General features: G+C 65.6%; 11 protein-coding genes. All 11 read right to left on the reverse strand.

Features of this window, described 5'->3' with window-relative positions; translation table 11 throughout:
• Positions 1-15: 15 nt before the first annotated feature.
• The 11 genes from HF886_RS00345 to HF886_RS00395 all read right to left on the reverse strand — a co-directional run bounded on the left by HF886_RS00345 (position 16) and on the right by HF886_RS00395 (position 14588).
• On the reverse strand, positions 16-3522 hold the full coding sequence (locus HF886_RS00345; protein WP_346765036.1) for a DNA-directed RNA polymerase subunit beta: 3507 nt from the start codon (positions 3520-3522) through the stop codon (positions 16-18).
• A 352-nt stretch (positions 3523-3874) separates the two neighbouring features.
• Entirely contained in the window at positions 3875-4873 is a 999-nt protein-coding gene (locus HF886_RS20940) for a hypothetical protein (protein WP_169651252.1), read from the reverse strand.
• A 58-nt stretch (positions 4874-4931) separates the two neighbouring features.
• Positions 4932-5531 carry a hypothetical protein gene (locus tag HF886_RS00355; RefSeq protein WP_169619621.1) on the reverse strand — a complete coding sequence of 200 codons (600 nt, stop codon included), beginning with the start codon at positions 5529-5531 and terminating at the stop codon, positions 4932-4934.
• A 125-nt stretch (positions 5532-5656) separates the two neighbouring features.
• Entirely contained in the window at positions 5657-6904 is a 1248-nt protein-coding gene (locus HF886_RS00360; protein WP_169651253.1) for an MlaD family protein, read from the reverse strand.
• Positions 6901-8241 (reverse strand): MCE family protein, encoded by a 1341-nt coding sequence (locus HF886_RS00365; protein WP_169651254.1) that lies wholly within the window; start codon positions 8239-8241, stop codon positions 6901-6903. The genes HF886_RS00360 and HF886_RS00365 overlap by 4 nt, the downstream gene beginning before the upstream one ends.
• Complete coding sequence (locus HF886_RS00370) at positions 8238-9494, reverse strand: MCE family protein (RefSeq protein ID WP_169619501.1); 1257 nt, start codon at positions 9492-9494, stop codon at positions 8238-8240. Before HF886_RS00370 ends, HF886_RS00365 begins: the two co-directional genes overlap by 4 nt.
• Positions 9494-10492, reverse strand: coding sequence for an MCE family protein (locus HF886_RS00375; protein WP_169651255.1), 999 nt, complete (start codon positions 10490-10492; stop codon positions 9494-9496). The genes HF886_RS00370 and HF886_RS00375 overlap by 1 nt, the downstream gene beginning before the upstream one ends.
• Positions 10489-11568: an MCE family protein gene (locus HF886_RS00380; protein ID WP_169651256.1), complete on the reverse strand. Its 1080-nt coding sequence runs from the start codon at positions 11566-11568 to the stop codon at positions 10489-10491. Before HF886_RS00380 ends, HF886_RS00375 begins: the two co-directional genes overlap by 4 nt.
• Entirely contained in the window at positions 11565-12935 is a 1371-nt protein-coding gene (locus tag HF886_RS00385; RefSeq protein ID WP_169619498.1) for an MCE family protein, read from the reverse strand. Before HF886_RS00385 ends, HF886_RS00380 begins: the two co-directional genes overlap by 4 nt.
• On the reverse strand, positions 12932-13792 hold the full coding sequence (locus tag HF886_RS00390; RefSeq protein WP_169619497.1) for an ABC transporter permease: 861 nt from the start codon (positions 13790-13792) through the stop codon (positions 12932-12934). The genes HF886_RS00385 and HF886_RS00390 overlap by 4 nt, the downstream gene beginning before the upstream one ends.
• A 4-nt stretch (positions 13793-13796) precedes the next feature.
• The gene (locus HF886_RS00395; RefSeq protein ID WP_169619496.1) at positions 13797-14588 is read right to left on the reverse strand and encodes an ABC transporter permease; all 792 of its coding nucleotides are present in this window, start codon (positions 14586-14588) and stop codon (positions 13797-13799) included.
• Positions 14589-14590: the final 2 nt, after the last annotated feature.

The following is a 14590-nucleotide window of genomic DNA, read 5'->3' on the forward strand; positions in this document are numbered from 1 at the left end:
GCATCGGCTCGGCTCCTAGTTCGCGAGGTCGTCGACGGTGGCCGACTCGTTGCGGGAAAGGTTGATGCCCAGGTTGGCGGCAGCCCGTTCGAGATCCTCGTCGTCGCCGTCGGCCATCGTGATGGCCGCGCCGTCGCTGGAGAGCACCTCGACGTTCAGGCACAGCGACTGGAGTTCCTTGAGGAGCACCTTGAAGGACTCCGGGATACCCGGCTCCGGGATGTTCTCGCCCTTGACGATCGCCTCGTAGACCTTCACGCGGCCCACGACGTCGTCGGACTTGATGGTGAGAAGTTCCTGGAGCGTGTACGCGGCACCGTAGGCCTGCATGGCCCAGCACTCCATCTCACCGAAGCGCTGGCCACCGAACTGGGCCTTACCGCCGAGCGGCTGCTGGGTGATCATCGAGTACGGACCGGTCGAACGAGCGTGGATCTTGTCGTCGACCAAGTGGTGCAGCTTGATGATGTACATGTAGCCGACCGACACGGGGTACGGGAACGGCTCGCCGGAACGACCGTCGAACAAGGTTGCCTTGCCGTCCGGTCCGACCATGACTTCACCGTCACGGTTCGGCAGCGTCGACGCGAGCAGACCGGTCAGTTCCTCTTCACGGGCACCGTCGAACACCGGGGTGGCGATATTGGTGTCGGGCTCCGCCGACACCATCTCCTCGGCGAGGTTCTGTGCCCACTCGGGACGGCTGCCGTCATCGGCGATCTGGATGTTCCAGCCCGCCTTGCCGATCCAGCCGAGATGCGTCTCGAGGATCTGGCCGATGTTCATACGACGCGGAACACCGTGCGTGTTGAGGATGATGTCGACCGGCGTGCCGTCGGACAGGAACGGCATGTCTTCCTGCGGAAGGATCTTGCCGATGACGCCCTTGTTGCCGTGGCGGCCGGCGAGCTTGTCGCCGTCCTGGATCTTGCGCTTCTGTGCCACGTACACGCGGACGAGCTCGTTGACGCCGGGAGGAAGATCGTCGTCGTCCTCGCGCGAGAACACGCGGACGCCGATGACCTTGCCGGTCTCGCCGTGCGGAACCTTCAGCGACGTGTCGCGAACCTCGCGCGCCTTCTCACCGAAGATCGCGCGGAGCAGGCGCTCCTCGGGGGTCAGCTCGGTCTCGCCCTTCGGCGTGACCTTGCCGACGAGGATGTCGCCGTCGCGAACTTCGGCACCGATGCGGACGATGCCGCGCTCGTCGAGGTCCGCGAGGACCTCGTCGGAGACGTTCGGGATGTCCCGGGTGATCTCTTCGGCACCGAGCTTGGTGTCGCGGGCGTCGATCTCGTGCTCCTCGATGTGGATCGAGGTGAGCACGTCCTCCTCCACGAGGCGCTGCGACAGGATGATCGCGTCCTCGTAGTTGTGGCCTTCCCACGGCATGATCGCCACGAGCAGGTTCTTGCCGAGCGCCATCTCACCGTTCTGGGTGCAGGGGCCGTCGGCGAGGACCTGGCCGGACTCCACGCGCTGACCCTCGTCCACGATCGGACGCTGGTTGGAGCAGGTGCCCTGGTTGGAGCGATCGAACTTGCGCAGACGGTACGTCTTGCGCGTTCCGTCGTCGGCCATGACGGTGATGAAGTCGGCGGAAACCTCCTCGACGACACCACCCTTCTCGGTGACGATGACGTCGCCGGCGTCGACGGCGGCACGGAGTTCCATGCCGGTACCGACGATCGGCGATTCGCTGCGCACGAGCGGGACAGCCTGACGCTGCATGTTCGCGCCCATGAGGGCACGGTTGGCATCGTCGTGCTCGAGGAACGGAATCATCGCGGTGGCGACCGAGACCATCTGCCGGGGCGACACGTCCATGTACTCGACGGTGTCGGCGGCGACGTACTCGATCTCCGCGCCCTTCTTACGGACGAGCACGCGCTCTTCGGCGAATGTTCCGTCTGCTGCGATCGGCGAGTTCGCCTGCGCGATGAGGTAACGGTCCTCTTCGTCCGCGGTCAGGTAGGCAACCTCATCGGTGACGACGCCACCCTCGACCTTGCGGTACGGGGTCTCGATGAAACCGAACGGGTTGACCCGTGCGTACACCGACAGCGAACCGATCAGGCCGATGTTCGGGCCCTCAGGGGTCTCGATGGGGCACATGCGGCCGTAGTGCGACGGGTGGACGTCGCGGACCTCGAGGCCGGCGCGCTCACGCGAAAGACCACCGGGGCCCAGAGCGGACAGACGACGCTTGTGCGTCAGGCCCGACAGCGGGTTGTTCTGGTCCATGAACTGCGACAGCTGGGAGGTTCCGAAGAACTCCTTGATCGCGGCCACGACGGGACGGATGTTGATCAGGGACTGCGGGGTGATGGCCTCGACGTCCTGAGTGGTCATCCGCTCGCGAACCACACGCTCCATGCGGGACAGGCCCACGCGGATCTGGTTCTGGATGAGCTCACCGACGGTGCGCAGGCGACGGTTACCGAAGTGGTCGATGTCGTCGACCTCGACGGGAACCTCGACGCCGCCGGGGACGGTCATCTTGTTCTCACCCGCGTGCAGACGCACGAGGTACTCGATCGTGGCGACGATGTCTTCCTCGGTGAGGGTGGACGCCTCGATCGGCTGGCCGGTGTTCAGGCCCAGCTTCTTGTTGATCTTGTAGCGACCCACGCGAGCGAGGTCGTAGCGCTTGTCCTTGAAGAAGAGGTTTTCCAGCAGGGTCTGCGCGCTCTCCTTGGTCGGCGGCTCACCCGGGCGGAGCTTGCGGTAGATATCGAGCAGCGCCTCATCGGTGCCGGCCGTGTTGTCCTTCTCGAGCGTCGACATCATGATCTCGGAGAACCCGAAACGCTCGACGATCTGCTCGGTGGACCAGCCGAGCGCCTTGAGCAGCACCGTGACGGGCTGACGGCGCTTGCGGTCGATGCGGACACCGACGGTGTCGCGCTTGTCGACGTCGAACTCGAGCCACGCACCGCGACCCGGGATGACCTTGACGCTGTGCAGGTCCTTCTCGGTGCTCTTGTCGACGGACTTGTCGAAGTACACGCCCGGAGAACGTACGAGCTGCGACACGACGACGCGCTCAGTGCCGTTGATGACGAACGTGCCCTTGTCGGTCATCATCGGGAAATCACCCATGAAGACCGTCTGGCTCTTGATTTCGCCGGTGTTGTTGTTGATGAACTCCGCCGTGACGAACAGCGGAGCGGCGTACGTCATGTCCTTGTCCTTGCACTCCTCGACAGAGGCCTTGACCTCGTCGAAGCGCGGATCGGAGAAGGAGAGAGACATCGAGCCCGAGAAGTCCTCGATGGGCGAGAGCTCGTGGAGGATCTCTTCGAGACCGCCGACGGCACTGCCGTTGAGGCGTTCGGCAGCCTTTGCGCGCCAGCGCTCGGATCCGATCAACCATTCGAAGGAATCTGTTTGTATATCGAGGAGTCCTGGGACTTCGAGAGGCTCGCGAATTTTCGCGAACGACACCCTCTTCGGGGCTCCGGGGATTCCGGCTACTGCCTTGGTCTGGCTAGAGACTGCCAAGATGCGTCCTTCCAGCACCTCACGCGGGACGCTCCAACCGGTGCGACCGCCGCTGTACCTGCTTCTTCATGTGGGGCGTTTTCGCTGGTTACAACCCGAACGAGAACTCCACCGAAGAACCGGGACGATCTCACCCTCGGGGTGAAATCCAACTCGGCAAACGAGGAGTGGACAGGAGGCAGCCAGCGCAAAGAACGAGCCTACACCAAGAAAATGCAGATGTCCACAGGGGTGCCTCAAAGAAACCTGGCAAGCGGCTGGAAGGAACGAACCGCACAGGCGTACCGATAGAGTGACCGTTCACGCGCTCCGCGTCAAGCCTTGCGCGGGACCGAGATCGTGCGAATCCTTGCCGTCACCCCGCGGGTCGTCACCGGTCCCGAATCTCCGACACCAGCCACTGCCCGTCGGTCTTCTCCATCCGCACCAGCACGGGTGCCTGCGCACTCCCCTGCGCGATACCGTCGCCGGTCGCGCTGACGTTGATGTAGGCGGCGACCTCGGCCTGTGTCTCGTCGAGCACAGATGTACCGATGTGCAGAACGTTCACCTCCGTCACAGTGCGCGTCTGGATCGCAGCCTGCTTGGTCACCTCTGCCGTCGCATCGAACTCCTCGAGGCGCTCCTGGGTCAGCAACCCACGGATCTCCGCGAAGTCCTCGTCGATGGTCTCGTAGTTGTACCCGTGCATGGCCTCGATCGCGTGCTTGGCGGCGTCGGTGACCTCGCGGGTGGCCGCGGCATCGACCCACGCCTCGTTCGACACGCTCGTCCCCGGACGGAAGGCGGCAACGACGGCCACCGCGGCGAGTACGAGCGCGACCACGCCGATCGCCAGCACAGAACGCATGCTCCGGTTTCTGTGTGCCGGCTTCGCTGCTGACGCGGTGCCGGACACGCGGGCGAGCGGCGTCACGCCGTCCGTCTTCGCGTCGTCGGTCTTCGCGTCGTCCGTCTTCCCATCGTCGGGTGTCGCGTCGTCTGATGCGGCGTCGCCAGATGTCGCGTCGGCGCGCGCGCCGGGTTCGACCGTCGACACCGCGCCGGTGTCGAAGGGCTCGGCCACAGGCGACTCCGACGCGGACTTCTCGACGACGGGCGCCTCACGGGCCGGCCCGTCTCCCGCAGACGAGTCGTGGGCAGGTGTCTCGGCAGCAGGTGTCTCCACCCCCGGTGTCTCGACCGCAGGTGTTTCGGCCGCAGGGTTCTCGGTGGCAGGGTTCTCGGTGGCAGGGTTCTCCGCGGCAGCACCCTCGTCGATGGGGCGGTCGTTCGAGGCGTCGGACGACCGCGCACGAGTGGACCCCGCGATCTTCGGGCGCCGACGCGGCGGTCCGAACTGTCCGGGATTCCGTCGCTGCGGTGGCACTACACACACTCCTTCATCGGTTCGAGCAGACTCGTGCGCGGGAAACGCTCGCCGGCTCTCACGGTCCCTCGGTCCCCTCCGGGGCGGGCTCGACCGGGGCAGGTTCGGCCGGAGCGGGTTCGGCCGGAGCGCCGTCGCCGGCTTCCGGCGGTGCCGCACCCGGGGCGGGTCCGGCCTCCATCTGCACCGAGCCGAGAGGCTCGATCGTCTCGGCCTTCCACACGCCGCCGTCCTCCCGGAGAGAGACGTTGACCGACACCTTGTTGGTCACGAAGTTCTGCGGCGTCGTGGTGCGTACCGCGAGCACCACCAGCGCCTTCGCGACATCGTCGTCGGTGTTCAGCTCGGTGAGCGTTCCGAACAGCACTTCGCCGGACATGCTCGTCCCGGTCTGGGCTACCTGATCGCGGATCTGCTGCTCGGTGGCGGCCAGATCGTTTTCGAGCGCCTCACCCGTGATGGACGACCGCATGTTCTCGATCGACGCATCGACGTTCTCCGCATCGACGCTGTTGAGGTTGATCGCCGCCTGGTACGCACCCGAGAGGGCGGCGTCCCGCGCATCGGCGACCGGCCTATCGACGAAAAGCGCCCTGCCCCAGCCGTACCCGAACCACACTGCGGCGCCGAGTGCGACCACGGCCAGCACGCTCACGATTGCCAGTGCCCACGTGCGCGACGAACTGCGGCCGGTCCGGTGCGGCTCCTTCTCCGAAGACGTCCGCTCGTCGGGGCCGACGACGGATGTTCCTGATGCACTCACTCCAACAACCTACTCACTGCTCACTTGGGGGTGACTCCGAGCAACGGCGCCAGCTGCGTCGCCACGGGGTTCAGATTCAGACGGTCCGGGTCCTTCTTCGGCGTGAAGTCCCAGGGCTGGATCGTCGCCGGATCGGCGAACACGATCCGGTTGGCGCTGCGCACACCGGTGACGCTCCCCTGCGGCACCTCGCACGACGCTTCGGTGTTGAACGGGAAGTCCTGCTGGGTGTCGTCGAAGTTCGGATCCTCGGCTCTCATCCGGGCAAGGATCTCCTGCGTTCCTTCGTACCCGATGGTGCACGACGGCGGGTTGTTCGTCTCCAGGATGATCCCCTGCTTGACCGTGCCGTCGCCGGGCGCGACGGTACCCGCACTGCCCGCGACCGCGGGCAGGAACGCAAGCAGCGGCTGCAGAGCGATCGCCTGCGGGGCGAGGGCTTCCCCGAGCGAGGCGAGATTGGTGAGATTCGCGGTGAGGCCCGGTCCGGAACCGGCGATGAGCTGCGACAGCTGGTCGCTCGCGTCGGTTCCGGTCTCGATCAACCGCCGGATATCCGGGTCGCTGTCGCGCAACTGCGCCGTGACGAGTTCCAGGTCGGAACTGAACTGCCGGATCGACGACGACTGCTCGGACTGGGTGTCGAGCACCGTCTGGCTGTCACGAATCAATGCGAGCGTCTGCGGGAGGTACTGCACCCCGGACTCACTGAGTCCCGCGAGCGAATCGACCAGCAACTGCAGGTCGCCTCCTCGCCCGTCGAGAGCGGCACCGAGTTCGGTCACGACGGTGCGCAACGGCTCGACAGGCACCGAGTTCACGAGTTCGCTCGTGCTGACGAGCAGATCTTCGACCGGTGTCGGCAGATCCTCGGCGGTGGACTCCACCACCGAGCCTTCGACGAGATACGGGCCGTCGGCGCTCGTGGGCCGGAGGTCCACGTACTGCTCGCCGATCGCCGAACGGTTCGCCACCACGGCACGCGTTGCCGCGGGAATCGAAGGGCCACCGTTGTCGAGGCGCAACTCGACGTCGATGCCGTCGGCGGTGAGGGTCATCGGTCCGACCCGGCCGACAGGCACACCCAGGTAGGTGACCTCGGCGTTCTCGAAGACACCGCCAGAGTCGGGGAACCGTGCGCTCACGGTGTACTGCCCGAAACCCAACAGGTTGTCGAGCCGCACATACCGGGCACCGACGTACAGGAGGCCGAGGACGGCGATCACCACGAACGCCACCAACTGGAACCGCACGAGACGTGATCTCACTGTCCACCCCCGAATCCGAGACCGTTCAACAATCCCTCCAGCGGGTTCGAGGGTGCGGGTGCTGCCCCTTCGTTACCGGGCGGAGCTCCCCCGGTCCCTGCCGCGGCCTCACCGAGGCCCGGGATGTCGATACCTTCCGGCAGCGACACCCCTTCCGGCAGTTCCAGCCCGAGCAGCGTCGGCAGGGGAAGTTCGGGGACCAGCGAGACGGTCGGCCAGCCGACTGCAGGACCGTTTCCGTTGTAGTACGGGTTCGAAGGATCGACGACCGGCTTCGGGTTGCCGAATTTGGGCTGCCGGTATTCCGGCTCGCCCTGACCCACGCCGAGCGCGGCCAGCGCATCACCGATCTGCAGATCCACGGCGAGGAACAGGTTCACCGAACCACCGAGCGCGATCCGTTCCACGCCGTCCGGGAAGGGCACCGTGGGAATGAACGGCAGAGCCTCGACGAGGTCGTCTCCCGACGCGGCGAGTTGCTGCAAGGTCGGGCGCAGTGCCAGCAGATCCGCGATGAGGTCTTCCTTCGACTGTTCGAGCACGCCGACACCGGCGACGCCCAGCCTGTCCAGTTGGGCGAGCAGTTCGGTCAGCTCGGGACGCTGTTGTTCGAGCACTTCCGTGGCCACGGGCAGCTCGTCGAGTACCGCGGCGATCTTGTCGTTCTGCTCGGCGACCCGCACGGTGAGCGCATCGAGTCCGTCCAGCGCACGCGTGATGTCGTTGCGTTGCTCGTCGAGTCCGGTGATGAGGGTTTCGGCCTGTTCGAGCAGGCTCCTCGTCGTGCCTTCCCTGCCGTCGAACGCGCTGGAGAGTTCCTTCACCACCGGTGCGATCTGACCGACGCCACCACCGTTGAGCAACAGCGACAGAGCACCCAGAACAGGTTCGATCTCGGTGGCGTGGCGGGTGCGATCGAGCGGAATGACGTCTCCGTCGGAGAGCCTGCCGACCGGGGGCTCGTCCTCGGGCCTGGTGAGCTGGACGAACTTCTCACCGAGCAAACTGGTCTGCTCGACGGAGGCGAACGAGTTCTGCGGCAGATCCACCGCGGAATCGAGCACGATCGCCACGTCCGCGGTCCAGCCGTCGTTCGGTGCCACCCCGATCGACTCCACGCGGCCCACGGGGACGCCGTCGACCTTCACCGTCGATTGGGGGACGAGGTCGAGGACGTCCTCGAACTGGATCGCAACCCGGATCGGCGAACTACCGACATCCGCGCCGCCGGGGAGCGGAACGCCGGAGAGTCCGCCACAGCCCGACACCGCGAGCGCGACCACACATGCGCCTGCGCCGAGAACGGTGGCCCGCGCCGACCTGACCGTGCCGCTCACCGGGTACCCCCTTGACCTTCGAGATCGAGCCGGGGTGATTCGACACCCGGCACCGTGCCCGGAACGACCTGACGCTGAATGTTCTCGCCGCTGAGAATTCCGAACGGGAGGATCAGGTCCGGGGTTTTCTGGGCCGCGGTGACCTGCCCCGCGATGACGTCGCACCGGTCGATGAGCGGTTGCATCTGCCTGCCGAGTTGCTCGAAGCGCGGGTCGCCCGGAACGAGCCGGCCCACGTCGATGAGATTGCACACCGCACCGGCAGGGTCCTGCAGGTCGGTCAGGACGAGACGCGACGCCAGAACGCCGGCTTCCGCGTCGTACGAATTGACGAGGTTGCTCACGGCGAGCGGCAGCAGGGTGAGCGAGTTCACCAGCGACTCCCGGCGCTCCGCGAGCGTGGTGGTGATCGGCACGAGGGCGTCGACGTTGTCCTTGAGTGCGGTCTGGTTGTCGCGCACGAAGGTCGCGACCTCCCCGAGCGTCACCGAGAGCTGGTTCACCGCCTGTCCGAGATTCTCGCGTTCGCCGGCGAGGAACCCCGACAGGTCCGCGAGCTGGGTGTTGAATTGGCGGACCTGCTGGTCGTTGGCGGCCAGTGCGCTGACGAAGACCTGCAGGTTCTCGATCGTGCCGAACAGATCGCCGCGCGATTCGTTGAGGGTCCGTGCGGCCGAGGACAGCTGATCGATGCTCTGTCCGAGTGCGGCACCGTTGCCCGCCAGGTTTTCTGCACCCACCTCGACGAACTCGGTCAGAGCCCCGTCGCGGTTGGCGCCTTCGGGCCCGAGAGCGCGCGACAGGTCGTCGATGCTCGCATAGAGCTGATCGACTTCCACCGGAGTGGCGGTGCGCTCCCGTTCGATCACCGCGCCGTTCTCCATCTTGTCGCCGCCGGAGTAGGCGGGAGTGAGCTGGACGTAGCGGTCGGCCACCACGGAGGGGCTGATCTGCACGGCCTGCGCGTCGGCGGGGATGTCCACACCCCGGTCGACACGGATACCGACTTTCACCACGTCGCCCTGCGGTTCGACGGAGGTCACCGTGCCGACCTCGACGCCCAGGACACGCACACCGGAACCTTGGTAGATACCGACACTGTTGTCGAAATAGGCCGTGATGTTCGTCGTTCCGGCCCGAGTCCACAGCCACCAGCCGCCTGCACCGGCCGCGACCACCACCGCCACCACGAGGGCGATGATCGCGATGCGGTTGCGACCCGAGCGGGTGTCACGGTCTTCGGAGTGCGCCATCAGTTCACTCCTTCCAGCTGGCGGACGGAATCGCGGTAGCCCGGAATCTCGGGCAGCCCCGGCGGCGTGAGGTTGACGATGACCTGGTCGAACCAGCGACCGTTACCGACGACGTTGGAGTAGACGCGAACGAACGGTTCGTACAACTCCACCGCTCGGGCGAGGTTGTCGTTGTTCTCCTGCAGGGTCTGCACGACTCCGCGTAGCTGCTGCAATGCCGGGCCGATGGATTCCTCGTTCTCCTGCACCAGACCGGACAGCTCGGTGGAGAGCCGTTTGGTTCCGTCGAGGAGCTGGGATATCGCCTGCTGACGGTTGTTCAGTTCGGCGACGAGCAAGGCGCCGTCGCTCAGAAGCCGGTTGAATTCGACGTTCCGGTCCGCGAGCACCTTCGAGACGTTGCTCGTCGCGCCGAGCAGTTTCTTCAGCTCCTGGTCGCGGCTGGCGACGGTCTCCGAAAGCCGGCTCACCCCGTCGAGCGACGCCCGGAAGTCGTCGGGAGTTTCGGAGAACGCCTCGGAAAGTGCCTCGAAACCGGTAGCGAGCTGGTCGGTATCGATCTCGCCGATAGTCGTGGCTGCCGACGAGAACGCCTCGATCACGTCGTACGGCGCGACCGTGCGTTCCATCGGGATGCGTGTGTCGGCGTTGAGGACCTCGGTGCCACGCGGGTCCAGGGCGAGATATTTCTGGCCCAGGATCGTCTTGATCTGGATCGAGGCGGACGTGTCGTTGCCGACCCACGCGTCCTGCACCTTGAAGGAGACGACGACGCGGTCGCCCTCGAGTTCGACACCGGTGACCTGGCCGACCTTGACCCCGGCAATGCGTACTTCGTTGCTGGGCTTGAGACCGGCGGCTTCGCTGAATTCGGCTTCGTAGGTGACGCCCGCTCCGATGATCGGCAGCGAACCGAGAAAGAAGGCGGACACTGTGGCCAGCAGAATTACGACGATGCCCAGGGCACCGGCTGCGGCCGGACTGCGGCGTTTACTCATCGTCCCTGCAACTCCTGCATCCCGTCCTGCGTGCATCGCTGCGCCGCATTCGTGTAGATGGGTTGGTTCACGGTGGGGAGACCCGTCGGCAGGTTCAGGTAGGGAATCGATCCGGGGCCGGCCACGATGTCGATACCGCACAGATAGAACTGGAACCACGAACCGTAGCTCGCGACCCTGCCGAGCTTTTCCAACTTGACCGGAAGGGTCTCGAGCACCTTGTCGAGATCGTCACGGTTCGCGTTGAGCGTGGCGGAGACCTGTTCGAGGGCAGTGATCGACTGCGAGATCGACGGGCGTGTCGGTTCGAGTACGTCCGAGACCGCGTCGGTCAGACCTGCGAGCGACTGGACCGCCGAACCGACCGTGTCGCGGTCGGCGGCGAGACCGCTGACCAGTGCCTGCGTGTTGACGAGCAGCGAGTCGAGTTGCCGATCGCGCTCGTCGACCGTCGCCAGGACGGTGTTGAGATTGTCGATCACGGCACCGATCACCCTGTCCTTGTCCGCGATGGTGTTGGTGAGGCTCGCGGTGCTGCGCACGAGGTCGCTGACGGTACCGGCCTCCCCTTGGAAGACCTGGATGATCTGGTACGACAACTTGTTCACGTCATCGGCGCTGAGTGTCTGGAACAGCGGCCTGAAGCCGTCGAACAGCGTGGTGAGGTTGACGGCCGGCCGGGTCCGTTCGAGCGGGATGGTCTCGCCCGCCGTCATTTTCATTCCCTGTTTGCTCTCGCCCTCGGCGAGCGCGATGTAGCGCTGACCCACCAGGTTGCGGAACCTGATCGTCGCTGTCGCACCGGCGGGGATCCAGTCGCGCTGTTCGAGCGAGAAGGTGACGCGGGCTTCGCGGTCGTTGACGATCGCGATCTTGTCCACCTGCCCGACCCGCACGCCTGCGATGCGCACGTCGTCGCCCTCGTTGAGCGACGTGACGTCGGAGAAGATCGCGTGGAACTTCGTGCCGCCGCCACCGCCGACACTGGCGATCGTGGCCGCGAGGATTCCTGTCGCGACGATCGTGACGAGGGCGAAGACGATGAGCTTGGTCAAAGGAGCGACAAGGCTTTTCATCCGATGCTCACCTCCGTCCCTCGCATCGCCGGCGCACCCAGCCGGGTGGTCCAGGTGGGTACGTCTTCCGGTGCCATACCGGCGGCCTGGCCGTAGATCACGTCGAGTGTGTCCTGCTCCGCGTTCGAACCGGTGTAGGACACCGTCGACGCCGTGTCGGGCGAGGTACCGATGATCTCGCTCACCGCGTCCGGCACACCCGAGCCCTCGGGTGCCGGGAACATCGGAATGTTCGCGGGCCCGGGATTACGCGAGGGGACCTGGTAGGACCCGTCGTTGACCGAGCCGCCCGGGTACTGCGGGAACTTCCGTCCGGGCGCGGTGACGTCGAGATAGCAGGCCGGACCACGGTCGTCGAGCAGCCGGGGTTCGTCCTGATTGGGAAGGTACCGCCCCTTGGGATTGGTGAACTGGATATTGGCGCGCACACCGGGGAACGGGTCGTCCGCCGCGAGCACTCCGGCCGCCGCGGGCAGCGCATCGGCGAAGCCTTTGAACGTGCACGGGAACGACGGGGAGTATCGGGCGAGCAGTTGCAGCGCCTCCTTCGAATCGGCCGACAGGCTGATGATCGAGTTCGCGTTCGTGTCGACGAAATCCGCGGTGACCGACGACGCGCCGGTGGCGCTCGCGAGCAGCGTCCGGATCTGGTTCTGCTGCTCGACCACCGTGCCGCCCGTGGTCCGCAGGTTGTCCAGTGCGTCGACGAGGTCCGGGGCCGCGTCCGCGTAGGTCTGGGAGAAGTCGGCGAGTCCTCGCAGGTCCTCCTGCAGCGTCGGCAGTTCGACGTTGACTTCACGGAACACCTGCTCGAGCTGGTCGACCGTACGGCCGAGTGTTTCGCCGCGTCCGCTCAGGCCCTGCGCGAGGGCGCCGAGAGTGTTCGCGAGATCCTGCGGGGGAATCGCCTGGAGCAGCGGAAGAAGCCCGTCGAGCACTTCGCTCAGTTCCGCGGTGCGCCGGCCGGTGTCCTGCATCAGCACGTCACCGGGCTGCACGGGGTCGGCCGGCTCGTCCGGGATGATCAGCGAGATGTACCGCTCGCCGAAAAGCGTCTTGGGAAGCAACTGGGCCGTGGCGTTGGACGGGATCTTGTCCACCATGTCCGGATTCAGTGCCAGATGCGCCGTGACCCGGCCTTCTTCCGCACTCGTGCCGCGGACCTCGCCCACGTTCACGCCTCGAACCTTGACGTCGGCGTTCTGGGGAAGCGCGTTTCCGATGCTGTCGGTGAGCACGTCGACTTCCACGATCTTGGTGAACGTCTTGTTGTAGACCGCCACGGCGAAATACAGGAACAAGCCCACGACGAGGAAGAACACCAGGCCGAGCACGCGCCGTCGCAGCACCGAAGTGGGTTCGCTCATCCGGCAATCCTCACCGTCGTCGTCGTGCCCCAGATCGCGAGGCTCAGGAAGAAGTCGAGCACGGCGATCGTGACGATGGCGGTGCGGACCGCCCGCCCTACCGCTACGCCGACGCCTGCCGGGCCACCGCTGGCGTGGAAGCCGTAGTAGCAGTGGATCAGAATGAGCACGAACGCGAAGACCAGCACTTTTCCGAACGAATAGAGTACGTCCGCGGGTGGCAGGAACAAGTAGAAATAGTGGTCGTACGACCCGCTGGACTGGCCGTTGAACAGAGTGCTGATCACGCGCGTCGCAAGGTATGCCGCGAGCAGGCCGATGATGTAGAGCGGGATGACCGCCACGAAACCGGCGATCATGCGCGACGTCACGAGGAACGGGACGGACGGCACGGCCATCACTTCGAGTGCATCGATCTCTTCGCTGATGCGCATCGCGCCCAGTTGGGCGGTGAAACCGCAGCCGACGGTGGCAGACAACGCGAGCGCCGCGACCACCGGTGCGAGTTCGCGGGTGTTGACGTACGCCGACAAGAAGCCTGTGAGCACCGAGGAGCCGAGCTGCTCGAGCGCCGCGAAGCCCTGGAGCCCCACCACGACGCCGGTGAATCCCGACATCATGGCGATGACGCCGATCGTGCCGCCGATGACTGCGAGCGCGCCGCTTCCGAAGGTGACCTCGGCGAGCAGCCGGAGCACTTCCTTGCGGTAGTGGGTGATGGTTCGCGGTGTCCATGCGACGGCACGCGCGTAGAAGGACATCTGTTCGCCGGCGCGATCGAGCACGTTCAGCGGAGCGCGCAGCACTTTGCGACCCCGGAGAAGGACGAGATCTCCGCGGCCTTTCGAGATTGTCATGGCGTCAAGATCCCTTCGCAGGTACAACCTGCAGATACACCATCGTCAAGATCAGGTTGGCGAAGAAGAGCAACAGGAACGTGATGACCACGGTCTGGTTCACTGCCTCCCCCACGCCCTTCGGCCCGGGGCCTGGGTGCAAGCCCTTGTAGCACGCGACCACGCCGGCGATGAGACCGAAGATCGCTGCCTTGAGTTCGGCGACGTACAGATCGGGTAGCTGGGCGAGCGCCGAGAAGGACGCGAGATACGCACCGGGTGTACCGCCCTGCAGGACGACGTTGAAGAAGTAACCACCTGCGATGCCCACGACGGAGACGAGACCGTTGAGCAGCAGCGCCACGAGCACCATGGCCAGTACGCGAGGCACGACGAGACGTTGCACCGGGTTGATACCCAGCACTTCCATCGCGTCGATCTCCTCCCGGATGGTCCGTGATCCGAGGTCGGCGGTGACCGCCGAGCCCGCTGCCCCGGCGATCAGCAGAGCTGTCACGATCGGACTGCCCTGCTGGATCACCGCGAGCACACTGGCCGCGCCGGTGAACGACTCGGCACCGAGCTGCTTGATCAGCGAACCGGTCTGGAGCGAGACGACCGCGCCGAACGGGATCGCCACGAGCGCGGTGGGCAGGATCGTCACACTGGCGATGAACCACGCCTGCTCGATGAATTCGCGGAACTGGAACGGTCGGCGGAACGTGTTCCTCACGACGTCGACGAAAAGCTCGACGATATTTCCGGCTTGGGTGAGTGCGCCGTGCGCGGGACGCAACAGCGAGCTACCAGCCCCCATCT

Origin of the sequence: Rhodococcus sp. 105337, from assembly GCF_012844225.1 — a bacterium.
Taxonomy (GTDB): Bacteria; Actinomycetota; Actinomycetes; order Mycobacteriales; family Mycobacteriaceae; genus Rhodococcus.